Genomic DNA, 24,256 nt, shown 5'->3' with positions numbered 1-24,256 from the left:
GGCGGTGGAGGATTATGACAGCGGCGGCTCAGACGGCGGCCGGAAGGGGCGCAAGCAGGTCGGCGCCGAGCAGCTGGTCGGCGGCGCGGCGGACGACGGCGAAGGGCAGTCCGCTGCGCTCGGCAATGGCCAGCAAATCGTGCTGGCCGTCGGTGAAGCTGAGCACCCAGAGCAGGGCCATTTCGGCCTCCCGAGGGTTGCCTTGGCCTTTCACGGCGCCGTAGAGGCCGCGGCGGCCCAGCTGCGGCTCGCCGTACGGCTGTTGGTTCTGGTAGCGCTGGTTGCCTTCGAGTACCTGCACCACCTGCTCGTACAGCGCCAGCGACTCGTCCAGCTGCTCGGGCCGCACAAACGCGCAGTTGTCGGCCGAGGTGTGGTACTCCGGGAACTCACCGTGCGGGGTGCGCGAAAGGCAGCCCACCGGCAAATCGAAGCCCGGGGAGCAATACTGCCGCTCGTCGTAGCCGTAGGGCACGAAGTCGCGCAGCTCGTGGGGGTAGCCTTCGCGCCGCAGCACGTGGGCCACTACCCGATCGATGTCGGCCTGGCCCAGGCGGGTGCGCTTGTAGCAGAAGGCGCCGGGGCCACCGAGCAGCGTGGCCACCAGCCCGTACCGGATGCGCGCCAGGCTGGCGGGCGTCTGCCGGCTTAGCCAGGTAATCGGCCCGATGGTGCCGGGGCTGAACACGAAGCGGTACGACAGCCGGTGCGGGCGCTGGCTCAGGGCCTGGGCCAGGTGCGCCGCCACCACGAGGCCGGAAAGGTTGTCGTTGGCCAGCGCGGGGTGGCAGATGTGGCAGGAAATCAGCACTTCGTCCTCCACGTCGCCGGGCAGCAGCAGCTCGCCGTAGGTGAGGCTGCCGTGCGGGTCCAGCTCCGTGTCGATGCAGACCTCGTAGAGCGGCTCGTCGAGGGCGTCGAGCTGGCGCTGCGAGAGGCAGAAGCCCCAGCCCGCGTGGTAATACGAGGTGCGGTAGGGAATCAGGTCGGGCTGGGCGGGCAGCGCGTACAGGTGCGGGCGCAGCTCGTCCAGCGTCACCCAGCTGTGCACCGGCTGGCTGTAGCCGAGCACGTGCAGGTTGTGCGCGTGCCAGTCGACAACCCGCTCCCCTTCGGGCGTGGCCACGTACGCGTCGCGGATGCGCCACTCAGCGGGCACGGTCCAGTCGAGCACCGGGGTGCCGCTGGGCACTTCGTGGATGCGGAGGCCGGGCAGCAGGCGCTGCTGCAGCAGGCGCAGCGTCTGGCGCACGCCGTCGCCGGTGAGGCTGCGCGGCACGGGGTACAGCTCGCGCAGCAGCGCGTGCAGGGTTTCGCCCCGGTCCGGCGCGGTAGCCGCGGCCACCGCCGGCTCAGCAAACGGGGGCGGTGCGGGCGCGGCTTGCATGGGCTTCGCTGAAGATGTGCAGGCTCGGAATGGCCGTTACGAATTGTCCGCCCCAGGTGCGGATGTAGCTCAGGTTGTCGGCCACCTCGGCGCTGATGTTCCAGGGCAGAATGACCACGAAATCGGGCTTCTCTTCGCGAATAGCCTCCGGCGACAGCACCGGAATGTGGCTGCCGGGCAGGTACTTGCCCTGCTTGTAGGGCGAGGCATCGACCACGACGGGCAGCAGATCCGTGCCCTGAATGCCGCAGTAGTTGAGCAGGGTGTTGCCCTTGGCGGCGGCGCCGTAGCCCACCACTTTCTTGCCGGCGCGGCGCTGCTCCAGCAGGAACTCCAGGAACTCGGCCCGCACCGTCTCGACGCGCGGCTGGAAGTCCTGGTAGTACTCCAGGGTGAGCATGCCGGCGGCCCGCTCGCGGGCCAGCAGCTCGCGCACGGCATCGGTCACGGGCTTGCTACGGTCGGCCGAATGGCGGGCAAACACGCGCAGCGAGCCGCCGTGGGTGGGCAGCTCCTGCACGTCGAACACGGTGAGGCCCTGGGCGGCGAAGACGCGGGCCACGGTGCTCAGCGAGAGGTAGCTGAAGTGCTCGTGGTAGATGGTATCGAACTGGCAGTCGTCGACCAGGTTCAGCAGGTGCGGAAACTCCAGGGTGGCCACGCCGTCGGGCTTGAGCACCAGCTGCATGCCGCCCACGAAGTCGTTCATGTCGGGCACGTGGGCCAGCACGTTGTTGCAGATCAGCAGGTCGGCCTTCTGCCCGTCGGCCACCAGCTCGCGGGCCAGGCGGGTGGTGAAGAAGTCGACCAGGGTGCGCACGCCGCGGCCGGCGGCCATGCGCGCCGTGTTGGCCGTGGGGTCGATGCCGAGCACCGGCACGCCGCGCTGGTGGAAGTACTGCAGCAGGTAACCGTCGTTGCTGGCGGCTTCCATCACCAGGGAGTCTTCCGAGTAGTCGAAGCGCGCCATCATCATCTCCACGTAGCGGCGGGCGTGGTCCAGCCAGGAGGTCGAGTACGACGAGAAATAGGTATACTCCTCGCCGAAAATCTCGACGGCTTTTTTCACTTCCCCGATCTGCACCAGCCAGCAGTTGTCGCAGACGTAGGTTTTCAGCGGGTAGTGTTGTTCGGGCTCCTCCAGCTGCGCGGCGCTCAGCATGGAGTTGGACGGCGGGCAGTGGCCGAGGTCAGCAAACACGTGGGTCAGCTCGGTTCCGCAGTGACGGCAGTTCATGGCTCAGGTAATGTTAAAAGGCGGAGAGGTCGGAAGGAAAGCAACCGCGTACGAAGGGCGGCCAGCAGGAGGGTTTTAAGCGGGTTGTCAAGCTTATAGCAGCACTTTGCGGGTGTAGAAGGCCTCGGCGTACCGGCCCGGGCAGGCGGCCTGCAGGCCCCGCAGCCGGGGCAGGGCCCGAAACGTTTCGGCGTCGAACCAGTGCTTGCCGGCCTGCGAGGGGAAGTGCGTGAGCAGCAGCTCCACTTTGCGGTCGAGCACCGCGGCGGGCAGCTCCACAAAGCAGCCGGGGTTGCCCAGGTCGCCGTCGTACTTCGGAATTTCGTATTCGAGCACCAGGTGGCTGCGAAACGTGTTCCAGGTCAGCTCCGAGAGCAGGCGGTGGTCCTGGTGCAGGTCGTGGCGGTAGTGGGTCAAAATCAGGTCGGGGGTGAAGGCTTTGAGCTGCTCGAAAGCGGCTTTGATATCGGGCACCAGCTGGGGCAGCAGCCCGTCGGTAAAGGCCAGGATGCGGATGTCGCGGGTCAGGCCGGCCGGGGCGGCGGCCAGGAAGGCCTCGGCGCTGGCGTGGGCCTCGCGGGCCCGCTCGGCGGTGCTGCTGAACACCACCCAGGCCACGGCCGCCACCTGCTGCTCGGCCAGCAGCCGCAGCAGCGTGCCGCCGGCCCCAATCTCGATGTCGTCGGCGTGGGCGCCGAGGCAGAGCACGCGCAGGCCGGCGGCTCCGGCGGGCGCGGCGAGGCGCAGCTTCAGCATACGGCCAGCTTGGGGGGTACTTTGCGCAGCTTCGCCCGGGCCTCCGGCTGCCGCCACACTTCCCAGGGCGCCGGTCCGTTGGCGTGGAGCTCGTCGAGCGTTTGTTTGTCCTTGAAGGTATCCATGGCGGCCCAGAAGCCGCGGTGCCGGTGGGCCAGCAGGCGGTCCTTGGCAATGAGCCGCTGAAAGGGCTGCTCCACCAGCTCCTCGCCGGGCCGCATGTAGTCGAAGATGCCGGAGCGCAGCACGAAGTAGCCCGCGTTGATCCACAGCCCGGATTTGGCAATGGGGCTGATGTAGTCCACGCGCGAGTCTTCGCCCAGCGAAACGACGTGGAAGCTCTGCGTGGGCTGGTAAGCCATGAAGCTGGCCACGGCGTTGGAACGCGCCATGTCGGCCACCATGTCGTTCACGTTCAGGTCGGAGAGGCCGTCGGCGTAGTTGGCCAGGAACATGTCCTCCCCGGCCAGCAGGTGGCGCACGGCCAGCAGGCGCTGCCCGATGGAAGTCGTCAGGCCGGTATCCACAAAGGTGATGTTCCAGTCGTCGATGTCGGTGCTGAGGGGCTTCACGTCCTTACCGCCCTTCGAAAACACGAAGTCGTTCGAGAGGCACTCGTTGTAGTTCATGAAGTACTGCTTGATGGTGTCGGCCTTGTAGCCCAGGCAGAGGATGAAATCGGTGTGGCCGAAGTGAGCGTAGTAGCGCATGATGTGCCAGAGGATGGGCCGGTAGCCCAGGGGCACCATGGGCTTGGGGGTCGATTCAGAGTATTCGCGCAGGCGCATTCCAAAACCGCCGCAGAACAACACAACTTTCATGACGAAGGGGGTTGGAGGATGAAGCTCAATGTCGGTGGACAGTAGCTCGGGCGGTGGTGTTCGGAGCGTAGCTGGAGGGTCAGTCGAAAACGGTTACCGCGGGAATGGGCACCACGAAGCGGCCGCCCCAGTCGCGGATATCGGCCATCTGCTGCCGGATTTCGGTGCTCAGGTTCCAGGGCAGAATGAGCACGAAATCGGGCCGCGTCTGGCGGATGCGCTCGGGCGGGTAGATCGGGATGCGCGTGCCGGGCAGGTACAGCCCGTGCTTGTGGGGGTTGGCGTCGACGGTATAGTCGAGGAAATCGGTGCGGATGCCGCAGTAGTTGAGCAGGGTGTTGCCCTTGCCGGGGGCGCCGTAGCCCACCACCGTCTGGCCCGCGTTTTTGGCCCCGATAAGAAACTGCAGCAGCTCGCGCTTGGCCTGCTTCACCGTTTCGGCAAACCCGGTGTAAAAGGCCTCGGTGCACACGCCGGCCTCGATTTCGCGGCGGCGCAGCTCCCCTACCCGCTCGCCCACCGGCTGGCTGGCGTCGGCCGCGTGGCGGGCGAAGATGCGCAGCGAGCCGCCGTGGGTGGGCAGTTCCTGCACGTCGAAGAGGGTGAGGCCGTGGTGGGCGAAGATGCGCTCCACGGTGTGGAGCGAGAGGTAGCTGAAGTGCTCGTGGTAGATGGTATCGAACTGCCGGCCCTCGATCAGGCGCAGCAGGTGCGGAAACTCCATGGTGATGACGCCCCCGGCCTTGAGCATAATCTGGAGGCCGCCCACGAAGTCGTTGATGTCGGGCACGTGGGCCAGCACGTTGTTGCCGATCAGCAAATCGGCCTGGCCGTGGCTGAGGGCCACCTGCCGCGCCGTCTTGCGCCCGAAAAACTTGCCGAGGGTTTCGATGCCCCGGGCCCGGGCCGCGTCGGCCACGTTGCCGGCCGGCTCGATGCCGAGCACCGGCACGCCGCGCTGGTGGAAGTATTGCAGCAGGTAGCCGTCGTTGCTGGCCACTTCCACCACCCGCTGCGCCGGCCCGATGCCGAAGCGTGCCGTCACCTCGTCGGTGTAGCGGCGGGCGTGCTGCAGCCAGGAAGTGGAGTACGAGGAGAAGTACGGGTACTCGGCGCGGAAAATGTCTTCGGGCCGCACGAAGTCGCCCACCTGCACCAGAAAGCACTGCCCGCAGACGCGGGCGTGCAGCGGGTACACCGGCTCGGCGCGGTTGAAGTGCTCGGGCCGCACCAGGTCTTCGCACAGCGGCGAGGTGCCCAGGTCGACGAAAGTCGTGTGCAGGGCGGCCCCGCAGAAGCGGCAGCTGGGCTCGGTGGCCGCTGCCGGCGCCGGGCTCGTCAGCCGACGGCGGGCCTTGCCCAGGAGCGCCGGGCGGGCCGGGGCAGCGGAAGCAGACGGGAGCGAAACGGACATGGCAGGCGCTGGTTGCGGGGAGGATTGGCTGGCGAAGCCGTTTAGGAGGACTGGGTCACCAACTGCCGGAAATCGGGGTGCCGCCGGTCTTTATCGGACATGAGCGTGGGCACGGCGGGCCACTCGATGCCGATGGCCGGGTCGTTCCAGCGCAGGCCCCGCTCGTAGCCCGGCGCGTACTTGGCCGACACCTGGTAGCACACGTCGGTATTGTCCTGCAGCGTGATAAAGCCGTGGGCGAAGCGCGCCGGCACGAACAGCATGCGGAAGGAATCAGCCGTCAGCTCCACGCCCAGCCACTGGCTGTAGGTGGGCGACTCCTCGCGCAAATCCACGATGACGTCGTAAATGGCGCCGCGGGTGCAGCGCACCAGCTTGGTTTCGCCGTAGGGCTCCAGCTGGTAGTGCATGCCGCGCAGCGTGCCGCGCCGGGGGTTCGAGGAAAGGTTGGCCTGCACCGGCGGGGTGAGGATGCCGTGGGCGGCAAACTCGTCTTCGCACCAGGAGCGGGCAAAGAAGCCCCGCTCGTCGGACATGCGGTCCACGTCGATGATAAAGGCGCCGGCGAGTTCGGTTTCGGTGAAAATCATGGCGGTGGAAGTGGTGAGATAGTGAAATGGTGAGATGGTGAGTTTGATGTTGTGGTGGCGCGGACCTCGCGGGTGGCGCAGGCAGAAGGGCACTCACCATTTCACTATCTCACCAGTTCGCCGCTTTAGGCCACGAGCTCCGGGTCGGCGGTGACGAGCGGGCGCACCACGGCGGTGCTGCGCTGCCACTCCAGCTGGTCGTTGAGGCGGCCGGCCTCGCGCAGGGCCGTCAGCACCCGCAGGCGCATAAGCTGGGAGGCCCGGAACTCGGCGTCGTGGAAACCCATGTCCAGCAGCTGTTCGCGCAGCTCGGTGATGGTATCGGCCAGGGTGCGCTGGGGCTGGTGGAAAGGGGCCAGGCGGCGAAACAGGCTGAAATCGACGCGGTACGAGCGTTTGTCGGGCGGGGCTTCGTGGTTGAGCGTCACCTCGGTGCCGGGCACGCCGGCGGCCACGGCGGCGGCCAGCTCGTGCACCTGGTAGTTCCAGCTGTCGGAGCCCACGTTCACGGCCAGAAAGGCCCCGCCGTTGGCCGCCGGCCGCTCCACGGCCCATTCGATGGCGCGGGCCATGTCCTGCACGTGGATGAGCGGGCGCCAGGGCGTGCCGTCGCTGAGGATGTTGATGTGGCCCGTAGCCACGGCCCCGGCCACGAAGTCGTTGACGACCAGATCCAGCCGCAGCCGCTCGCTCCAGCCGCAGGCCGTGGCAAAGCGCAGGCAGGTCACGCGGAACTGCTCGTCGGCCAGCGGGGCCAGGTCCTGCTCGCTGAGCACCTTGCTGCGGGCGTAGGCCGTGAGCGGGTTCAGCACGGCCGATTCGGTGCGCGGGGCGTCGGCGCCGGCGCCGTACATGCTGCACGAGGAGGCAAACACGAAGCTGCGCACGCCCGCCGTTTTGGCCCGCCGGGCCAGCTCAATGCCGGCGCGGTGGTTTACGGCCAGCGTCACGTCCTCGAAGGCGTGGCTCATCGGGTCGTTGCTGATGGCCGCCAGGTTCACCACCACGTCGACGCCCGAAAGCAGATCGAGCGGCAGGTGGCGCACGTCGCCGAACACTTGGCGGTCCAGACGGATTTCGGGCAGGCAGTCGGCCCCGGTGAGGCAGTGGGCAAAGAAGCCCAGGTCGTAACCGATCAGCTCGGCGCCGGGGAAGGCCTGGCGCAGACGCCGCACAACGCCCGGCCCCACATAGCCCATGTTGCCGGTAATCAGGATGCGTTTCATGTGGTGGAGAAAGAAGTGAGATAGTGGAATGGTGAGATGGTGAGTTTGATGTTTGGGAGGCGCGAACCGCGCATGGTGCGCAGGCAAAACGACACTCACCAATTCACCATCTCACCAGTTCACCGCTAGTCAATCGGTAGTACCGTGGGCCCGGCCACGCGCTGCCCCTTCGGGGCCTGCACCGGCGAGGTCAGAATTTCGGCCAGCACGGGGTCCTCGTGGGCGGGTTCGGGCTGGTCGCTCCACACCTTCCAGCGGGCTTGGCCGCTCTGCCACAGCTCTTCCAGCAGGTTTCGGTCGCGCAGCGTATCCATGGGCTGCCAGAAGCCCTGGTGGCGGTAGGCGGCCAGCTGCCCGGCGGTGGCCAGGTGCTCCAGCGGGGCTTTTTCCCACACCGTGTCGTCGCCGTCGAGGTAATCGAACACGCCGGGCTCCAGCACGAAGAAGCCGCCATTGATCCAGGGCGTTTCGCCGCCCTCGGGCTTTTCGGTGAAGGAATTGACGGTGCCGGAGCCTTCCGCGAGGTTGAACACCCCGAAGCGGCCCGGCTGGCGCACGGCCGTGAGCGTGGCCAGCACGCCCTGCTGCCGGTGGTAGCGAATGGCTTCGCGGATGTTCACGTCGCCCACGCCGTCGCCGTAGGTCAGGCAGAAGGTTTCGTCGCCCACGTACTCCCGGACGCGGCGCAGGCGGCCGCCGGTCATGGTTTCCTGACCGGTATCTACCAGCGTCACCGTCCAGGGCTCGGCGTGGTGGCGATGCACCTGCATCTCGTTGCGGTCCATGCGGAACGTCACGTCGGCGCTGTGCAGAAAGTAATCGGCGAAGTACTGCTTGATCAGGTGGCCCTTGTAGCCGCAGCACACCACGAAGTCGCGGATGCCGTGGTGGGCGTAGATCTTCATGATGTGCCACAGGATGGGCTTGCCACCCACTTCGACCATGGGCTTGGGTCGGATGCCGCTTTCTTCGCTGATGCGGGTGCCGTAGCCCCCGGCGAGTAGAACTGCTTTCATCGGGCAGTAGGAAATAAGGGTGGAAAAAGCCAAGGCATTGAGAAAACCTTTTCACGCAGGGAGCGAGGTTTCGGCTACCAGGATCATTATAACTAAAGGTATTTTTAATTATAATTTATCAACAATCAATACCATTAAATATTTTCAAAAGTATAATTATGCTACATATAGTTATATACACCCCTGCTAAGCCACCGGATCCGGCTCCTTGCGCCCTAGCTGGGAGGCGGCGTGGCCCAGCAGCAGCCACACGAAGCGCGAATTGGTGACGAGGTAGCGCCGCCACAGGCGCCGGGGCTCCAGCCACAGGCGGTAGGCCCATTCCAGCCACAGGCGGCGGGCCCAGGCGGGCAGGCGCTTTTCCAGCCCGGCGTAGGTCATAAAGGCCTGGCCCACGCCCAGCATGCAGGCCCGCACGCGGCCCTGGTGGGCAGCCATCCACTGCTCCTGCCGCGGGCAGCCTAGGGCCACAAACAGCAAATCGGGGTCGGCGGCGTTGATGCGGGCCACGTCCTCGGCATCTTCTTCGGCTGTGAGCGGGCGAAAGGGCGGCGCGTGCAGGCCGGCCAGGCGCAGCGTGGGCAGCTCCTGCCGGATGCGGGCTTCGATGGCTCCCAGCACCTCGGGCGTGGTGCCGTAGAAATACACCGACTGCCCGCGCCGCGCGGCTTCGGCCAGCAGCAGGGGCAGCGCATCCATGCCGGCCACGCGGGGCTGGGAGGGGCCGCCAAACCAGCGCACCGCCGCCGCCACCGGGCTGCCATCGGGGGCTACCAGGGCCGCGCGGTTGACCACCTGCCCGAACGCGGGCTGGCGGTGGGCTTCCACCACCATGTGCACGTTGGCAAAACAGACGTACGAAGAGGAGCGGGCCGCTCCCAGGCGCAGCACGGCATCCACAAACGCCGGGGCCGGGCCAGTTGAAATCCAGGACGAGAGAACGGGGTAGCGCGGTAGCACGGCTCGGACGGGAAGGGAGGCAAGAAAACGGAGCGGCCGGGGACCAGCGTCCTGACGTCAGTACGCCCGAAAGCGCCATCAGCCAGAACGTTGGTACCCCGGTCCACCTCCGGGGTTTCGTTTCGGTGAGGTGGTGAGGTGGTGAAATGGCGAGTGTCGTTCTGACTGCGCAGCGTCAGCTTTTTGAACGTAAAACTCACTATTTCACTATCTCACCAACTCACCGCTTAGTAGGCATTTTTCTCGCCGCGGACCATGTTCCACACGGTCTGGCCGATGATTTTCATATCGAGGCCGAACGACCAGTTTTCCATGTATTTCAGGTCGTATTCCACGCGCTTTTCCATGGTGCCGGCCTCGCGGGTTTCGCCGCGGTAGCCGTTGACCTGGGCGTAGCCGGTGATGCCGGGCGGCACGGCGTGGCGCAGCTGGTACTGGCTGATGTGCTTGGAGTACTCTTCCAGCTGCGAAATCATGTTGGGCCGCGGCCCCACCACCGACATATGGCCCAGCAGCACGTTGAAGAACTGCGGCAGCTCGTCGAGGTTGTACTTGCGCAGGTAGGCCCCCACGCGGGTGATGCGCACGTCGTTCTTGGTAGCCTGCAGCTCGGCGCGGCCGTGGTCGGTGCGCATGGTGCGCAGCTTGAAGCACGGGAACAGCTGGTTGCGCTTGCCCGGCCGCATCTGCTTGAAAAACACCGGCCCCGGCGAGTCCAGCTTGATGATCAGGGCCAGGACGGGCAGCAGGAAGGGAAAGACGGTGAGGATGACCGTCAGCGAGAAGCCGATGTCGAACAGGCGCTTCAGGACCTGGTTGGTGCGGATGCCCAGCGGCGCGTGCCGGATGGTGAGAATGGGTAGGTGGTCGTAGAAGTACACGTTCACGTCCTTGCGCACGGTGCCGCTGAAATCGGGCACGATGCGGAACGAGAGGAAGTGCTGGTCGGCAAACTGCGAGAAGTCCTCGATCAGGTCGCGCCGGTCCAGGGGCAGCGAGAAGTAGATTTCGTCGACCTGGCTGCGCTGGCAGTAGTCCTTCAGGTCGGCCAGCCGGCCGCGCACCAGGGGGCGCAGGCCGCCGGGAATGGGCTCGTCGGCGAAGAAGCCGGCGAATTCGTTGCCGTCGGGGTCGTGCGAGGCCAGGAAGCGGTAGAGGCTCTGCCCGCTCTCCCCCACCCCCACGATGACGTAGCGGCTGATGGGCCGGGAGAGGTACTGCATGTATTTGCGGTAGCCGAAGGTGAGCAGGAAGCGCCCGGCCACGATGGCCACAATCGAGAGGCTGTAGACGGAGAGCAGGAAGCGCGCCGGCACCCAGTACTGATTCAGCAGCACGGCCCCGACCAGCAGCAGCACGGCGTGCAACAGGAAGGTGCGCACCAGATACAGCAGCTTCTCGGGATAGGTGATGAGCTTGTCGACGCGGTAGATGTTGGCGTAGTGACCCGAGAGAATCCACCACAGCAGCGCGAATACGGCGAACAGGGCCGGGTACAACCCATCGAATGACCAATAGCCGGCGGCGATGTAGCCGGCAACGCGGAAGGCGCCCAAAATGAGCAGCACGTCCACAATGGGCAGCACGATGCGAGAGGCATCGGAATAGTGGCGGTAGCGTTCCATGGTCTGGCGGAGAGGGAGCTACAGGGACTGGACTCTGTCAGCAGCTTGCAGGCGGCTGACTTTCGATAACCAAGGACGGTAATATTTATGCTTTAAACAATATTAATTTATACTTAAATTATAAATAGTCATACCACCATCGTCATTGTTCAATAAAACGACTGGTTATTGGCCAAAAAGGGTCCATTTTGAAGCTTTTCAGGCTCGCGGAGCGGTTCTGGCTGAATCTTTTCTGCTAGCTCACAACGCAAACCGCCGCTCCAATCCGAAGATTAGAGCGGCGGTTGAGCAATTGGTAAGGCGGTATGAGCAGGCCGACGGCCTGATTTTACTGCTTTTGCACCACGAAGGAGCCCCCGGAACCGGAGTCATGCGTGACCAGAGGCATAAATCCAGAACGTCCTGCTTTAATCAGGCGTCCGTTTGTCGAAGCACCTCTACCGCTTCGTTGTCCGGTAGAGGTGCTTCGCGGGGCTCAGCATGACGGTCTAATGGTTACTGACGCAGTTTAGTTGGCAGAGGCCGAGCCGGAATCGGTCAGCGTCACCTTCTTCATCTGGTCGCCCACGCGGATTTCGAACTCGCCGGCTTCCAGCACCTTCTCCCCGTCGCGGCCGGTGTAGCCCAGCTCCTGAGCGGGCAGGGTGAAGGTCACGGTTTTGGTTTCGCCGGGCTTCAGGCTCACCTTGTCGAAGCGGCGCAGGCGGCGCACGTCGGGGGCTACGTTGGCGGCCACCAGGTCGGAGCTGTAGAGGTGCACGGCTTCATGGCCTTCGCGCGGGCCGGTGTTGGTCACCTGCACTTTCACCGTTAGCTGTCCGTCGCGGGTCAGGCTGCTGCGGTCCAGCTCCAGGTTGGCGTACTTGAAGGTGGTGTAGCTCAGGCCGTGGCCGAATTCCCACTGCGGGTTGTAATCGGCCTCGTAGTTGTATACGCCGTCGCCCTTCTTCTGCTCTTCGGCGTACTTGTGAATGTAGCTGACCAGGGCGTTGGGGTAGCGCGGGTAGGTGTAGGGCAGCTTGCCGGAGGGGTTCACGTCGCCGAAGAGGATGTCTGCCAGCGCGTCGCCGCCGTGGTTGCCGGGCAGGTAGGTCTGCACGATGGCGGGCATCTCGCGCTCAAAGGCCGAAATGACGCGCGGGCGGCCTTCGTTGAGCACCAGCACCACGGGCTTGCCGGTGGCCGCCAGGCGCCGGGCCAGCTCGATCTGCAGGGGCGAAATGGTCATGTCGTTCAGGTCGCCGGGCTTTTCGGCGTAGCTGTTCTCACCCAGGCACAGGATGACAGCGTCGACGTCCTTGGCGGCGGCCACGGCCTCGTCCAGCTTGTCCACCGATTCGTCGTAGTACTTGCCGTCCTGCTTGGGGTTGTAGCTCACGCCGGGCACGTAGCGCACGTTTTGGGCGCCGATTTCCTTCTGCACGGCCTCCAGAATGGTGTTGTAGCGGGCGGCGAAGTCCTCCACCTTTTCGCCCTGCCAGGAGTAGGTCCAGGCGCCGTTCAGGGTGCGCATGGAGTTGGCGTTGGGGCCGGTCACGAGCACCTTGCTGGTTTTCTTGAGCGGCAGCAGCCCGTTCTGGTTTTTCAGCAGCGTAATGGCCTCGGCGGCCATGTCGTAGGCCGCTTTTTCGTGCTCGGCGCTGGCGAATTTGGGGTAGTCCTTGGCGTGCGTGACGGGCTGCTCAAACAGGCCCAGCTGCATTTTCAGCCGCAGAATGCGCCGCACCGCGTCGTCCACGCGAGCCTGCTTCACCTTGCCCTCCCGCACGTTGGCCGCCAGGTTGTCGCAGAACTCCTCGTACTGGTAGGCCAGCATGCCCATGTCGATGCCCGAGTTGATGGCCAGGGCAATGGCTTCCTTCACGTTCGCCACGACGTGGTCCCGCTTGTAGAGGTTGTCGATGTCGCCCCAGTCCGTCACGATCAGGCCCTGGAAGCCCAGCCGCTCGCGCAGCAGCTTGGTGAGCAGGTCGTAGTTGGCGTGCATGGGCACCCCATTGATCAGGCCCGAGTTGATCATGATGGTGTGGGCCCCGGCGTCGATGGCGGCTTTGAAGGCCGGCAGGTGGTACTCGTAGAGCGACTCCAGCGGGATGTAGGCGTTGGTGCGGTCCTTGCCCGACTGCGGCACCTGGTAGCCCATAAAGTGCTTGATGCTGGCGGCCACGTGCGTGGGGGCGCCCACGTTGTTTTGCTCGCCCTCGTAGCCCTTCACCACCTCGCGGCCCATTTCTGAGGCCAGGTAGGGGTCTTCGCCGTAGGTTTCCCACTGGCGGGGCGAACGGGGGTCGGAGCCCAGATCGAGCACCGGCGAAAAGGCCCAAGGAATGGCGCTGGCGCGGGTTTCGTAGGCCGTTATTTCGGCCCCGCGGCGCACCAGGGCGCGGTTGCGGGCGGCGGCCTGGGCTATCTGCTGCGGAAACATGGTGGCCCCGGCCGTGTACGTCTCGCCGTGCACCGCGTCGATGCCGTAGATGACCGGAATTTTCAGGCGCGTTTCCCTGGTGGCCACGTCCTGAATCTGCTGGATGATGCCCTCCCACACCTGCGGGGTGCGGGCGCGGTTGTTGGCCGCGTTCAGAATGGAGCCCAGCTTGTACTTCACCACCGCGTCGCGCAGCTTGGCCGGGTCCACGGCAAAGGGCTCGGCGCTGCTGAAGCGGTTGGTGCCCACGCCGATAACGTCGAGCGTGACCTGCGCCATCTGCCCTACTTTTTCTTCCAGGGTCATCTGGGCCAGCAGGGCTTCCACGCGCCGCTCGGTGTCGGCGGCGGAGGGCGCGGCGGCCTGACCGGCCTTGGTCTTGACTTTTACTTTCTGCTTCTGGGCCTGGGCGCTGAGCGCGAGGCCGCCGGACAGCAGCGTGAGCAGGGCAATTCGGGAAAGATGCATCGCCGGGTAATCAGGGAAGTGAGAGGTCAGAGAGTATGGGGGAGCTGGTATTGGGTAGTCCGACAGATACTTATTCAGTTCTTGATGCTGACTACCCACAACCGGCTACCCGGGCACCGGCCGCAGGGTGCGCAGGCGCTGCCAGGCCTTGGCCACGGTGGCCGGGCTGATGGAGTGCGTGCAGCCCTGCTCCACGAGGTAGGCCGCCAGGCGGCGCAGGGGCCAGTGGCAGGCCGCGGCGGCTTCGGGGCCGGTGATGAGCGCGGCCAGGGCGGTTTCCACGGCCGGGGTGAGCTTGGTGGGGGCACCGCCCTGGGGCGGGGCGCTGAGGTAGGCCTCCAGGCCCTGCTGCCGGAACAGGCGGCGCAGGGCGTACACCCGGCCCACCGTCATGCCCAGCTGCCGGGCGGTATCGGCCACGGGGCGGGCGGCGTCCCAGTCGAGCAGGGCGGCGGCGCGGTTGCGCTGGCGCGGGTCGAGGCGGGGCTGGGCCAGGCAGTGGCGGAGGTCCGCCCGCTGGGCAGCCGTCAGCCGGAGCAAGTCGCGGTGGCGGCCCATGCCTCAGGCGCTTTGGCTGGGTACGGCCACCGGCTCGGGGGCCGGGCGGTAGCCCCGCAGGCCGTACCAGGCAATGTAGAGGTAGCACCCGACCGGCAGCAGAAAGGCCAGGCGCAGAGCGTGCACCCCTCCCCCGCCCAGCATGCTGTCGGCCACCAGCCCGAACAGCGGCGGCACCACGGCCCCGCCCACGATGGCCGCCGAGAGCAGGCCCGAGGCGTCTTCGGTGTGGCGGCCGAGGCCGGCCACGGCCAGGGTGAAGATGACCGGGAACATGATGCTGTTCATCAGCCCCACCAGCAGCAGGCTCCACATGGCCACCGCGCCGGCGGTGTTAATCGACAGCAGCACCAGCCCTATCGCGCCGGCCGCGTTCAGGGCCAGCACCCGGCCGGGCGGCACGGCCCGCAGCAGGAAGATGCCGATGAAGCGGCCCACCATGGCGGCGCCCCAGTAGTAGGCCACCTGGTAGCCGGCGGCTTGGGCACTCAGGCCCATCACCTCGGGCTGGTTCAGGTAGCTCACGATGTGCGAGCCAAGGGCCACCTCGGCCCCGACGTAGGCGAAAATGCCCACCAGCCCCAGCAGCAAATGGCCGTAGTGCCAGGCGCGGCGCGTGTCCCCGGCCGCGGCCGGGGCGTGCTCGATGCGCGGCAGCTTCATCATGGTCAACAGCAGGCTGATGACCACCAGCACGGCCGCAATGCCCAGGTAGAGGTACTGCACCGACGTCACGTCGAGGGCCGCGGCCTGGGCGGGCGTGAGCTGCTTGAGGTCGGGCAGGTGCGAGAGAATGAGCCTGGCGCCCAATACCGGGGCCACGGTGGTAGCCAGCGAGTTGAAGGCCTGGGTAAGCGTGAGGCGCGACGAAGCCGTTTCGGGCGGCCCCAGGATGGCCACGTAAGGGTTGCCGGCCACCTGCAGGGTGACGATGCCCGTGGCCAGCACGAACAGGGCGCCCAGAAACAGCGCGAAGGTGCGGCTTTCGGCGGCCGGAAAGAACAGCACCGCCCCGAGCGCGGCCACCAGGAAGCCCACGAGCATGCCGCCCTTGTAGCCCACGCGCTGCACCAGCCGGCCGGCCGGCACGCCCATCACCAGGTAGGCCCCGAAAAAGCAGGAATTCACCAGGTTGACTTCGGCGTAGCTGAGCGTGAACAGCCCCTTCAGGTAGGGAATCAGGATGTCGTTCAGGCAGGTGATAAAGCCCATCATGAAGAACAGCACCGTCAGCGAGGCCAGGGCCGGGGCGTAACTGGACGGGGGCGTACCGGGCGGCGCGGCGGCCGGGGGCGCGGTAGCGGATACAACGGGAGCAGCCATAGCGAAGTCGGGGGTAGAGAGGTGAGCGAGGAGGACGCCGGCCGGGCCGCGGGGCCGCAGCGCCGAAGCCGCCGGTCAGTCTTGCTTGAGGCGGTAGTAGCGCACGTAGTCGATGAGCATGCGCTGCGGGAAGGCCGCCGCGTCGATGCCCTGCTGGCCGCCCCAGTCGCCGCCCACGGCCACGTTCAGGATCAGGTGAAACGGGTGGTTCCAGGGCCAGACGGGCCAGCCGCCATTCTCATTGCGGTTGGTGAAGTAGAGCTGGTCGTCGACGTAGGCCGTGATGGTTTCGGGCGTCCATTCCAGCGCGTACACGTGGTACTGGGTGGTGGCCGTCGGCACGGCGGTGGTACCGGTCTTCTGGTTGTTGGTGCGGAAGTAGTAGCGGTTGCAGTGCGTGGAGGCGTGCACCACGCCGGGGTTGTAGCCCACGTACTCCATGATGTCGATTTCGCCGTTGTCGGGCCAGCCGTGGTTGCCGTACTTCCAGTCGTCGGGCAGCATCCAGATGGCGGGCCAGATGCCCCGGGCCGCCGGCAGCTGGGCCCGCACTTCCACCCGGCCGTAGGTGAGGCTGCCCCCGCCCGAGGCCTTCGACAGCAGGCGCGCCGAGGTGTACTGGTTGGTGCCGAAGCCCGTTTCGCGGCGGGCCTCGATGACCAGGCTGCCGTTTTCGACGCGGGCGTTGGGCAGGCGGTCCTGGGTGTAGTACTGCAGCTCGTTGTTGCCCCAGCCGCTGCCGCCCACGTCGTACTGCCACTTCGCCGCGTCGGGCGGGCCGGGGGTGTTGAACTCGTCCTGCCAGATCAGCTCCCCGATGGAGTAGCGCGGCGGCTCGCCCGCGCCCGGCGGCAGGCCCGGGCCCGGCGAGGCCGAGGTGCAGCCCAGCGCCAGCCCGGCCCACGCGGCGGGTAAGACCCGGCCCAGCACCCGCGGGCAACGGGACCAAAAACAATGTTTCATAGGCACAGAAAGAAACTAGCGGCGCGGGGCCCGGGCCGCAGCGGCCACCGGTACCAGCGTCCCGAAAATGCCGGCGTCGATCCAACCCCGGTTTTTATCCTCGCCGGTCACCACTTCGCTGCCGAAGAAGTTTTCCCGCTCGGGGCTGTTGTCGTTGTCGCAGTAGGCCAGGGCAAAGCCGATGGGCTGCCCGGCCCGAATGGTCAGCGGGCGGTTGGCCGCCGGGCGCTGGTCGTCGTAGGTATCGGCGTACAGGGCCACCGAGGTTTCCCAGGTCGTCACCCGGCCCTGCTGGCGGTGCCGGCTTTGCACGTGCGCGTCGAAGAGGTGGCCCTTCCGGTCGCGGCCCATGTCCACCACGTGGCCGTCGAGGGCGACGTGGTAGGCCCAGGCGTTGTAGTTGTACTGATGGTCGCCGCGGGAGCGGTCCGGGTCGACGAAGATTTCCAGGCAGTCGTCGTCCCACCACTTGTCCAGCGGGTCGGGGTGAATGTCGAGGAGCTTGTCGTCGGTGATTTCGGCCAGCACGTAGAGCCGCGCGGGCGTCCAGACGACCTTGTAGCGTCCTTGGAAGTCGGCCGCCGGGGCGGGCGGACCCACCCAGCGCTGGTCGAGCGGGCGCCACGCGGCGCGGGCCCAGCAGGCATCGGTGGCGCGGCCGTCGAGCACGGGCGCGGTGGTGGCCTGCGGGGCCTGGTACGGCTGCCCCGCGGGTGCGGCCCCGACAAACGCCCCTGTTCCCGGAATGGCCAGTCCCACAACCAGCACATTCCACATTCGTTTGCCGCGGGCCGCCCCAAAGGGCTGTACTTGCTTTGTCATTGGTGCTTGGGGGTTAGGTGGTTGCGCCTGGCGCGCCCTGCGTGGGGCCTGCTGCCGGCCGAAACCGGCCCGGGCCAGGCACTAGGCACTACGTACCAAGCACTGAATCCCCTACTCCGGGTACTGATAAAATCGCACGTAGTCGACCAGCATTTCCTTGGGGAAGGGCTCGGTCAGGGCCGGGTCGCCGTCGAAGTCGCCGCCCACGGCCACGTTCAGGATCAGGTAGAACGGGTTGTTGAACGGGTAGGGCGTCACCGAGCCCGCGTCCACGCTGTGAATCTGGGTGCCGTCGACAAACCAGCGCAGCTGGTTCTGGCTGCGAATCAGCGAGAAGACGTGGAAGCCCTCCGAGAAGTCGCCGCTGGGCAGGCGCCAGGTGGTGCCCTTCATCTGCCGCGTGGCGCTGGACGTGCCGTAGTGCACGGTGGCCACGTTCTCGTTGGGGGTGCTGCCGCGCAGCTCCATGATGTCGATTTCACCGCAGGCGGGCCAGCCGGCCTCCGCGTCGTTGGTGCCCAGCATCCAAATGGCCGGCCAGATGCCCTTGCCCTTCGGCAGCTTGGCGCGCACGTCGAGGCGGCCGAAGGGGTAGTTCATCTTGCCCTTGGTCACGATGCGGGCCGAGGTAAACTCGCGGTTGCGCAGCTGTTCGCGCCGGGCCTGAATGTGCAGCTCACCCGTCAGCGGGGTCAGGTACAGGTTGTTGGGCGAGTTGGTGGTGGCCTGCTTTTCGTTGTTGAACCAGTCGTCGCGCACCTCGTAGCTCCACTTCTGCCCGTCGAGCGCGGCGCCGTTGAACTCGTCCGAGAAGGCCGGCACCGCCTGGGTGTAGTCGGCAAAGGGGCGGGCGGCGGCGTTGGGCGCGGGTGGCTCGGGGGCGGGCAGCGGCTTGGGCGGCTCCTTGGTGCAGGCCGTCAGGCTCAGGGCCAGGCCCAGCAGGGCGGCACTGGTCAGCCACGAAGCCCGCGGGATAATCGGGGAAAAGCGCATCAGCAAAAAAAAGGTAAGCGGTGTTGGGGAGAGGCCGGGCCGGCGGGCCGGCGCCAAGGTAGCGCCGGCCCGGGGCCCTACTTCACGCGCAGCTTCATGGTGTGCACCGCCGCGCCCGAGGGCGGGCCCACGCGCAGCACCATTTTCTGGTTGTCGATGGAGAGGATGCGGTAGGTGCGGTTGGCCCCGTCGGTCACGCCGATGAAGGCATCGGTGCGGGCCAGGGTGAACTGGGCCACGCCGGCGCCGGTGGCCGCCCCGAAAGTGTAGGCCGAGGTGCCCGACAGCGGCGCGGCGCAGCCCGTGTTGCCGGCCACCAGGGTCTGGGCCTTGGCGTCGTAGGTGTACTGGTCGCTCATCGAGAAGGTAAACTCGTCGTCGGCCTGGCAGGCGGGCAGCGAGCCAACGGCCCCGCCGGCGTACCACTGCGTGGGGTTGGCGTCGTCGGGGCCCACCACGATGGGGGCGGCCACGGTGTTATCGAGCACCCAGGTGCGCGAGGAGTTGCCGGTCAGCATCTGCTTGGCGCGGTCCAGGGCCGAGTAGCGCGGGGCCACCGTCACCTGCTTGGTGGCGGTGCTGGTGCCGCCCCGCCCCGAGACGGTCAGCTTCACGTTGTAGGTGCCGCCGTTGTTGTAGGTGTGGGTGGGATTGGCCGCCGACGAGAGGTCCGTGTCGTCGCCGAAGTTCCACTGGTAAATGAAGCCGTCCTGGCTGGTGTTGGTGAAAGCCACGTCGACGGAGTAATCCTGCACGGTGGCCTGGCTGGTAAAGGAAGCCTGCGGGGCGGGGCCTTCGAGGCGGCCCTCCTCCTTTTCGCAGGCGCCGAGCAGCAGCGTGCCGGCCAGCAGCGCGCCGAAGCGCAGGGCGGAAACGGTAATCAGGGACATAATACTAGGGAGTGGGAATGAGTGGTGGCCGGGCCGGGCGGCGCCCCCCGCGCGGGGGCGCCGCGGGGCTTAGTAGCTCGGGTTCTGCGTCAGGTTCAGGTTCGCGTCGCGCTCCGACTGCGGAATGGGCAGCACCGCGTTGAAGGGCTTGAAGCCTTTCGGGGTGAGGGCGGTGGCCAGCTTGCCGGTGCGCTTCAGGTCAAACCACCGGTCATTTTCCAGGGCCAGCTCGTAGCGCCGCTCCCGAATCACGGCCTCGGTGAAGTTGGGCGTATTGGCCATCAGGTCGATCTGCGGGGCGGCGGTGTTGATGTCGAGCCCGAAGGCGCGGCGGCGCACCTGGTTGATGGCCTTGAGCGCGTCGGGGTCGGTGGGGCCGGCCGCTTCGGCCAGGATCAGGTACACCTCGGCCAGGCGCAGCACCGGGAAGTTCAGCGGCGAGTCCCAGATATTGGTGCTCACCTTGCCCACGAAAAACTTCTTGGCGCCGTAGCCGCTGGGCGAGCCGGGCAGCTGGCTGGGCTGGGTGCGGCCGTCGGGGTAGGCGTCGCCGGGCTTCCAGATGGTGGCGTCCTTGCGCAGGTCGCCGGCCTCGTAGCCGTTCACGAACTCGTTTTCGGGAATGTTGAAGCCGTAGCCGGCCTGGGGCGTGATGCCCGCGCCGCGCGGCCCCCAGTACTCGTTGATGACCGAGCCGAGCCCGTCCATGGTCCACTGGTTCAAGCCCGACACGTACTGCACCTCGAACAACGACTCGCGGCCGTTCTCGTTGGCCACCTTGAAGTTGTCGGCGTAGTTGGGCCAGAGGCTCTTGCCGCTGTTGAGCACCACGTTGCGGGCGTGCTGGGCGGCGCCGCTCTTGTTGCCGCGCGTCAGCTGCACCTTGGCCAGCAGGCCCTCGGCGGCCCACTTGGTGGCCCGGCCCAGGTCGGCGCCGCTGTAGGCGCCGTCGAGGCTGGCCATGGCCTCGGTCAGGTCCTGCTCGATCTGGTTGTAGACCTGTTCGGCGGAGCTGCGCGGGATGTTGGCCTCGGCCAGCGAGGTGGGCGGCGTGGTAATCAGCGGCACGTCGCCGTAGGCGCGCACCAGGTCGAAGTAGAACTTGGCCCGCAGGAACTTGGCCTCGCCGAGGCAGCGCCGGCGCACCGCGTCGCTCATGTTGGCAATGCCGGGCACCTTGGCCACCACCATGTTGGCCCGGCCGATGCCCACGTAGCAGCCACCCCAGAGGCGGTTCACCAGCGGATTGGTGGCCGTGATGTTGAAGTTGTCGAGCTGCTGGAACTCGATTCCGTCGCCGCCGCCGCCGCCGCCGGTGTAGGTGTTGTCCGACATGATTTCGCCGATGCCCCAGAGCGCGTAGTTGTACTGCCCGCCCTTGCCCAGCTCGCTGTACACGGCGTTGGTGGCCTGAATGGCGTCGGTTTCGGTTTTGTAGAAATTGTCTTCGGTCACCGAGTCGTTGGGCGCCACGTCGAGGAATTTCTCGCCGCAGCCCGTCAGCAGCCCGAGCAGGCCGAGCGCCACGAAGGGTTTCTTAATCGTTATCATCCGTTGTGGGAAGTTGAGAGGGTTGGAAGGGGGTGGTGCCTAATGGTTGGTGCTTAGCGCCTAGTCCGTCTTGGCAGCGTCTTGCCCTAAGCGCCAGGCACTGAGCGCCAAACACTAAAAGCCAATGTTGACGCCGGCCAGCAGCACGCGCGGCTGCGGGTACACGCCGCGGTCGACGCCGCTGATGCCCACTTCCGGGTCGTAGCCGGAGTAGTTGGTCAGCGTCACCAGGTTCTGGGCCGACACGTACACCCGCAGCTGCGAGGCGTAGAGGCGGCTCATCACGGCCTTGGGCAGGGTGTAGCCCAGCGTGAGCAGCTTCAGGCGGGCGTAGGAGCCGTCCTCCACGAAGTAGGTCGACACGCGCAGGTTCTGGTTCGGGTCGCCGCCGATGGCGCGGGGCACGTCGTTGCTGGTGCCGGGGCCCGTCCAGCGCCCGAGCACCCGCGAGATGCCGCTGCCGTTGCCGTAGAGCGCGCCCTCGGTGTAGTAGCGGTTCAGGTTGTAGATGTCGTTGCCCTGCGAGCCTTGCACGAATACGTTCAGATCGAAGCCCTTCCAGCTCAGCGTGTTGGTGACGCCGTAGGTGAAGTCGGGCACCGGCGAGCCGATGTAGGTGCGGTCGTCGGCGTTGATGGTGCCGTCGCCGTTCACGTCGCGGAAGCGGATGTCGCCGGGGGCGGCGCTGTTCTGCGTGGCGTGGGCGTCGATGTCGGCCTGGGTCTGAAACAGCCCGTCAGCCACGTAGCCGTAGTAGTCGCCGAACGACTGGCCCTTGTTGTAGCGCACAATCACGCCGCTGCGCGAGCCGTAGCCGTCGTAGGGCGGAATGCCCGAGCCCAGCGACTCCAGCCGCGACTTGTAGGTGGAGAAGTTCAGCGTGGTGGTCCAGCTCAGCCCGTCGCCCTCGCCGCGCACGTTGTGCGAGGTCAGGGCCACGTCCAGGCCCTTGTTGTAGGCCGAGGCGGCGTTGGTGGCAATCTGCTCGTAGGTGCCCGACACCAGCGAGGGCGTGAGCGGGGCAATCAGGTTCGGCGAGGTGCGCTTGTACACGTCGATGCTGGCCTCGAAGCGGTTGTCGAGCAGGCCCAGGTCCACGCCCACGTTCACCTGCCGGTTTTCCTCCCACTGCAGGTCGCGGTTGGCCAGGCGCGTGGGGGCGGCGCCCTGGTTCACGGCCCCGTCCTGCCCGAAGGGGTACTGAATGCCGGGGTTGATGACGTAGAGGTACTGGAAGGCGCCGGCGTTCAGGGCGTTGCCCACCTTACCCCAGCCGCCGCGCAGCTTCAGGTTGCTCACCGTGCGCTGATCTTTCAGGAAGCCCTCCTCCGACACGCGCCAGCCCGCCGACACGCCCGGGAAGAAGCCGAACTTGCGGCCCGGCTGGAAGGCGTAGGTGCCGTCGTAGCGGGCAATGGCCTGGAAGAGATACTTGCCGCCGAACTCGTAGTTGACGCGGCCGAAGTACGAGGCCAGGCGCGAGGGCGGCGCGATGTAGCCGCTGGCCCCGCGGAATTCGTTGACCGGCCCGTTGTTCACGTTCTGCAGGTCGTTGCGCAGGTAGCCCGAGCGCGCCGACTCCACGAAGGAGCGGTCGAACTGCTGCGCCGACTGGCCCGCCAGCAGCGTCACCTGGTGCTTGCCCGCGAAGAGGTGGTCGTAGGTCAGCGTGTTTTCAATCAGGTAGCTCGGCGCGTAGGTGGAGTTGGCCACCGCCCCGGCCAGCGTGTAGCGCTGCGAGTTGGCCACCAGCGGCCGGAAGGAGTTGTAGTTGTCGAAGATGAGGTCGGCGCCCACGTTGGAGCGGAAGCGCAGGCCCTTCAGCGGCTCCAGTTCGGCGAAAAAGGTGGTAATGGCCCGGTTGCGGGTAAACTTCTTGTTGTCGATCAGGGCCACCGCAATCGGGTTTTCCTCCACGAAGTTGTCGGCCGTCGAGGTGGGCTCGTACCACGAGCCGTCGGCGCGGTAGGGCTGCACCGTGGCCGGAATCTGCGAGGCGAAGCTGATGACGCCGTACTCGCTACCGCCCGCGTCCACCTGCCGGTCGTTGAGGTGGGTGAGCGAGAGGTTGTTGCCGATTTTCAGGACTTTGCCGATCTGCACGTCGCCGTTGGCGCGCAGGGTGAAGCGCTCAAAGCGCGAGCCGATGATGGTGCCGTCCTGCTGGAAGTAGCCGGCCGACAGCGCGTAGCGGGCCTTATCGGTGCCGCCCGTGGCCGACACGGCGTAGTTCTGCATGGCCGCGCGCCGGAAAATCTGGTCCTGCCAGTCGGTGCCGGTGCCCAGGGAGGCGGGGTTGGCCAGCTTCGCAAACACCGGGTCGCCCTTGGCCAGGCGGTTTTCGTTGTTGATGACGGCGTATTCCTCCGCGTTCAGGAAGTCGAGCCGGCGCCACACCTGCTGCACGCCGCGGTAGGCGTCGAAGGTGATATTGGTTTTGCCGGCCTTGCCGCGCTTGGTGGTGATGATGACCACCCCGTTGGCGGCGCGCAGCCCGTAGATGGCCGTGGCCGAGGCATCCTTCAGCACGTCGATGCTCTCGATATCGTTGGGGCTGATGGCGTTGAGCTGGTTTTCATCGCCCGAAGGCAGCGGAAAGCCGTCGACCACGTACAGCGGGGCGTTGTTGCCGGCTGAGGTCAGGCCGCGGATGCGCACCGAGGTGCCCGAAGCCCCGCCGGGTGCCCCGCCGTTGGACGTCACCGTCACGCCGGCCACGCGGCCCTGCAGGGCCTGGGTGGCATCGGCCACCGGCTGGGCCTTCACCGCCTCGCCCGACACCGACGACACGGCGCCCGTCACGCTGCCGCGCTCCTGGGTGCCGTAGCCCACCACCACCACTTCGCTCAGGGCCTGTACGTCTTCGTCCAGGCGCACCTCCAGGCCCGTGGTGGCGCCCGCCACGGTCACTTCCTTGCGAATGAAGCCCACCGCGCTGATAACCAGGGTACTGCCTTCGGGCACGTTCAGCGAGAACTGGCCCTCGGCGTTGGTGCTGGTGCCCAGCGCGGTGCCTTTCACGATGACGGTTACGCCCGGCATCGGTGCCCCGTCGACCTGCGTCACGCGGCCCGACACGGGCACATCGGCCACGGGACGGTGGCTGCGGGCGCCGCCGGCGCCGGTAGCGGCCAGCGCGGGGGCAAGCAGCGTCAGCAGGCCGCAGGCTGCCAGGGGTACCGCCCGCCGCAGTAAGGAATGCGGGTAAAAGTGGTAGCTCATGTGTGTGGG

The 24,256-nt window shown here is 66.6% G+C and carries 19 protein-coding genes; all 19 read right to left on the bottom strand.

Going from position 1 to position 24,256, the window contains the following annotated elements; genetic code table 11:
• Positions 1–28: 28 nt before the first annotated feature.
• A complete protein-coding gene (locus DLM85_RS00400; protein WP_111476097.1) occupies positions 29–1,387 on the bottom strand; it encodes a DUF4910 domain-containing protein in 1,359 nt (452 codons plus the stop codon).
• A complete protein-coding gene (locus DLM85_RS00395; RefSeq protein WP_111476096.1) occupies positions 1,353–2,624 on the bottom strand; it encodes a class I SAM-dependent methyltransferase in 1,272 nt (423 codons plus the stop codon). Before DLM85_RS00395 ends, DLM85_RS00400 begins: the two co-directional genes overlap by 35 nt.
• A gap of 93 nt (positions 2,625–2,717) precedes the next feature.
• Positions 2,718–3,380: a PIG-L deacetylase family protein gene (locus tag DLM85_RS00390; protein ID WP_111476095.1), complete on the bottom strand. Its 663-nt coding sequence runs from the start codon at positions 3,378–3,380 to the stop codon at positions 2,718–2,720.
• A complete protein-coding gene (locus DLM85_RS00385; protein ID WP_111476094.1) occupies positions 3,374–4,201 on the bottom strand; it encodes a glucose-1-phosphate cytidylyltransferase in 828 nt (275 codons plus the stop codon). Before DLM85_RS00385 ends, DLM85_RS00390 begins: the two co-directional genes overlap by 7 nt.
• Before the next feature lie 79 nt (positions 4,202–4,280).
• Complete coding sequence (locus DLM85_RS00380) at positions 4,281–5,615, bottom strand: class I SAM-dependent methyltransferase (RefSeq protein ID WP_111476093.1); 1,335 nt, start codon at positions 5,613–5,615, stop codon at positions 4,281–4,283.
• Positions 5,616–5,656: 41 nt separating this feature from the next.
• On the bottom strand, positions 5,657–6,205 hold the full coding sequence (gene rfbC, locus DLM85_RS00375) for a dTDP-4-dehydrorhamnose 3,5-epimerase (protein ID WP_111476092.1): 549 nt from the start codon (positions 6,203–6,205) through the stop codon (positions 5,657–5,659).
• 125 nt (positions 6,206–6,330) lie between these two features.
• The gene (locus tag DLM85_RS00370; RefSeq protein WP_111476091.1) at positions 6,331–7,431 is read right to left on the bottom strand and encodes an NAD-dependent epimerase/dehydratase family protein; all 1,101 of its coding nucleotides are present in this window, start codon (positions 7,429–7,431) and stop codon (positions 6,331–6,333) included.
• 125 nt (positions 7,432–7,556) lie between these two features.
• Complete coding sequence (gene rfbF / locus DLM85_RS00365) at positions 7,557–8,447, bottom strand: glucose-1-phosphate cytidylyltransferase (RefSeq protein WP_111476090.1); 891 nt, start codon at positions 8,445–8,447, stop codon at positions 7,557–7,559.
• A gap of 186 nt (positions 8,448–8,633) precedes the next feature.
• Complete coding sequence (locus DLM85_RS00360) at positions 8,634–9,407, bottom strand: WecB/TagA/CpsF family glycosyltransferase (RefSeq protein ID WP_111476089.1); 774 nt, start codon at positions 9,405–9,407, stop codon at positions 8,634–8,636.
• 227 nt (positions 9,408–9,634) lie between these two features.
• Positions 9,635–11,032 (bottom strand): exopolysaccharide biosynthesis polyprenyl glycosylphosphotransferase, encoded by a 1,398-nt coding sequence (locus DLM85_RS00355; protein ID WP_111476088.1) that lies wholly within the window; start codon positions 11,030–11,032, stop codon positions 9,635–9,637.
• 508 nt (positions 11,033–11,540) lie between these two features.
• On the bottom strand, positions 11,541–13,925 hold the full coding sequence (locus DLM85_RS00350) for a glycoside hydrolase family 3 N-terminal domain-containing protein (RefSeq protein ID WP_111476087.1): 2,385 nt from the start codon (positions 13,923–13,925) through the stop codon (positions 11,541–11,543).
• 105 nt (positions 13,926–14,030) lie between these two features.
• Complete coding sequence (locus tag DLM85_RS00345) at positions 14,031–14,483, bottom strand: helix-turn-helix domain-containing protein (RefSeq protein WP_111476086.1); 453 nt, start codon at positions 14,481–14,483, stop codon at positions 14,031–14,033.
• A gap of 3 nt (positions 14,484–14,486) precedes the next feature.
• Entirely contained in the window at positions 14,487–15,806 is a 1,320-nt protein-coding gene (locus DLM85_RS00340) for a sugar MFS transporter (RefSeq protein WP_111476085.1), read from the bottom strand.
• 75 nt (positions 15,807–15,881) lie between these two features.
• Positions 15,882–16,769 (bottom strand): glycoside hydrolase family 16 protein, encoded by an 888-nt coding sequence (locus tag DLM85_RS00335; RefSeq protein ID WP_111476084.1) that lies wholly within the window; start codon positions 16,767–16,769, stop codon positions 15,882–15,884.
• 15 nt (positions 16,770–16,784) lie between these two features.
• Entirely contained in the window at positions 16,785–17,591 is an 807-nt protein-coding gene (locus tag DLM85_RS00330) for a sugar-binding protein (protein WP_111476083.1), read from the bottom strand.
• A 111-nt stretch (positions 17,592–17,702) separates the two neighbouring features.
• Entirely contained in the window at positions 17,703–18,584 is an 882-nt protein-coding gene (locus DLM85_RS00325) for a glycoside hydrolase family 16 protein (protein ID WP_111476082.1), read from the bottom strand.
• Positions 18,585–18,661: 77 nt separating this feature from the next.
• Positions 18,662–19,474 carry a PKD domain-containing protein gene (locus tag DLM85_RS00320; RefSeq protein ID WP_111476081.1) on the bottom strand — a complete coding sequence of 271 codons (813 nt, stop codon included), beginning with the start codon at positions 19,472–19,474 and terminating at the stop codon, positions 18,662–18,664.
• A gap of 69 nt (positions 19,475–19,543) precedes the next feature.
• Positions 19,544–21,025: a RagB/SusD family nutrient uptake outer membrane protein gene (locus tag DLM85_RS00315; protein ID WP_111476080.1), complete on the bottom strand. Its 1,482-nt coding sequence runs from the start codon at positions 21,023–21,025 to the stop codon at positions 19,544–19,546.
• 114 nt (positions 21,026–21,139) lie between these two features.
• Positions 21,140–24,247 carry a SusC/RagA family TonB-linked outer membrane protein gene (locus DLM85_RS00310; protein WP_111476079.1) on the bottom strand — a complete coding sequence of 1,036 codons (3,108 nt, stop codon included), beginning with the start codon at positions 24,245–24,247 and terminating at the stop codon, positions 21,140–21,142.
• Between the last annotated feature and the right edge of the window lie 9 nt (positions 24,248–24,256).

Source organism: Hymenobacter edaphi (assembly GCF_003258365.1).
In the GTDB taxonomy this organism is placed as follows: Bacteria; Bacteroidota; Bacteroidia; order Cytophagales; family Hymenobacteraceae; genus Solirubrum; species Solirubrum edaphi.
The sequence above is the reverse complement of the archived record's forward strand: the minus strand, read 5'-3'. Positions and strand labels throughout refer to the sequence as shown.

What these genes read in the sequence shown, in the direction of transcription:
- DLM85_RS00355 (WP_111476088.1), bottom strand. Translation starts at nt 11,032, where the DNA reads ATGGAACGCTACCGCCACTATTCCGATGCCTCTCGCATCGTGCTGCCC.
- DLM85_RS00320 (WP_111476081.1), bottom strand. Translation starts at nt 19,474, where the DNA reads ATGTCCCTGATTACCGTTTCCGCCCTGCGCTTCGGCGCGCTGCTGGCC.
- DLM85_RS00315 (WP_111476080.1), bottom strand. Translation starts at nt 21,025, where the DNA reads ATGATAACGATTAAGAAACCCTTCGTGGCGCTCGGCCTGCTCGGGCTG.
- DLM85_RS00390 (WP_111476095.1), bottom strand. Translation starts at nt 3,380, where the DNA reads ATGCTGAAGCTGCGCCTCGCCGCGCCCGCCGGAGCCGCCGGCCTGCGC.
- DLM85_RS00325 (WP_111476082.1), bottom strand. Translation starts at nt 18,584, where the DNA reads ATGCGCTTTTCCCCGATTATCCCGCGGGCTTCGTGGCTGACCAGTGCC.
- DLM85_RS00395 (WP_111476096.1), bottom strand. Translation starts at nt 2,624, where the DNA reads ATGAACTGCCGTCACTGCGGAACCGAGCTGACCCACGTGTTTGCTGAC.
- rfbF (WP_111476090.1), bottom strand. Translation starts at nt 8,447, where the DNA reads ATGAAAGCAGTTCTACTCGCCGGGGGCTACGGCACCCGCATCAGCGAA.
- DLM85_RS00370 (WP_111476091.1), bottom strand. Translation starts at nt 7,431, where the DNA reads ATGAAACGCATCCTGATTACCGGCAACATGGGCTATGTGGGGCCGGGC.
- DLM85_RS00335 (WP_111476084.1), bottom strand. Translation starts at nt 16,769, where the DNA reads ATGAAACATTGTTTTTGGTCCCGTTGCCCGCGGGTGCTGGGCCGGGTC.
- DLM85_RS00310 (WP_111476079.1), bottom strand. Translation starts at nt 24,247, where the DNA reads ATGAGCTACCACTTTTACCCGCATTCCTTACTGCGGCGGGCGGTACCC.
- DLM85_RS00330 (WP_111476083.1), bottom strand. Translation starts at nt 17,591, where the DNA reads ATGACAAAGCAAGTACAGCCCTTTGGGGCGGCCCGCGGCAAACGAATG.
- DLM85_RS00385 (WP_111476094.1), bottom strand. Translation starts at nt 4,201, where the DNA reads ATGAAAGTTGTGTTGTTCTGCGGCGGTTTTGGAATGCGCCTGCGCGAA.
- DLM85_RS00345 (WP_111476086.1), bottom strand. Translation starts at nt 14,483, where the DNA reads ATGGGCCGCCACCGCGACTTGCTCCGGCTGACGGCTGCCCAGCGGGCG.
- DLM85_RS00400 (WP_111476097.1), bottom strand. Translation starts at nt 1,387, where the DNA reads ATGCAAGCCGCGCCCGCACCGCCCCCGTTTGCTGAGCCGGCGGTGGCC.
- DLM85_RS00340 (WP_111476085.1), bottom strand. Translation starts at nt 15,806, where the DNA reads ATGGCTGCTCCCGTTGTATCCGCTACCGCGCCCCCGGCCGCCGCGCCG.
- rfbC (WP_111476092.1), bottom strand. Translation starts at nt 6,205, where the DNA reads ATGATTTTCACCGAAACCGAACTCGCCGGCGCCTTTATCATCGACGTG.
- DLM85_RS00380 (WP_111476093.1), bottom strand. Translation starts at nt 5,615, where the DNA reads ATGTCCGTTTCGCTCCCGTCTGCTTCCGCTGCCCCGGCCCGCCCGGCG.
- DLM85_RS00350 (WP_111476087.1), bottom strand. Translation starts at nt 13,925, where the DNA reads ATGCATCTTTCCCGAATTGCCCTGCTCACGCTGCTGTCCGGCGGCCTC.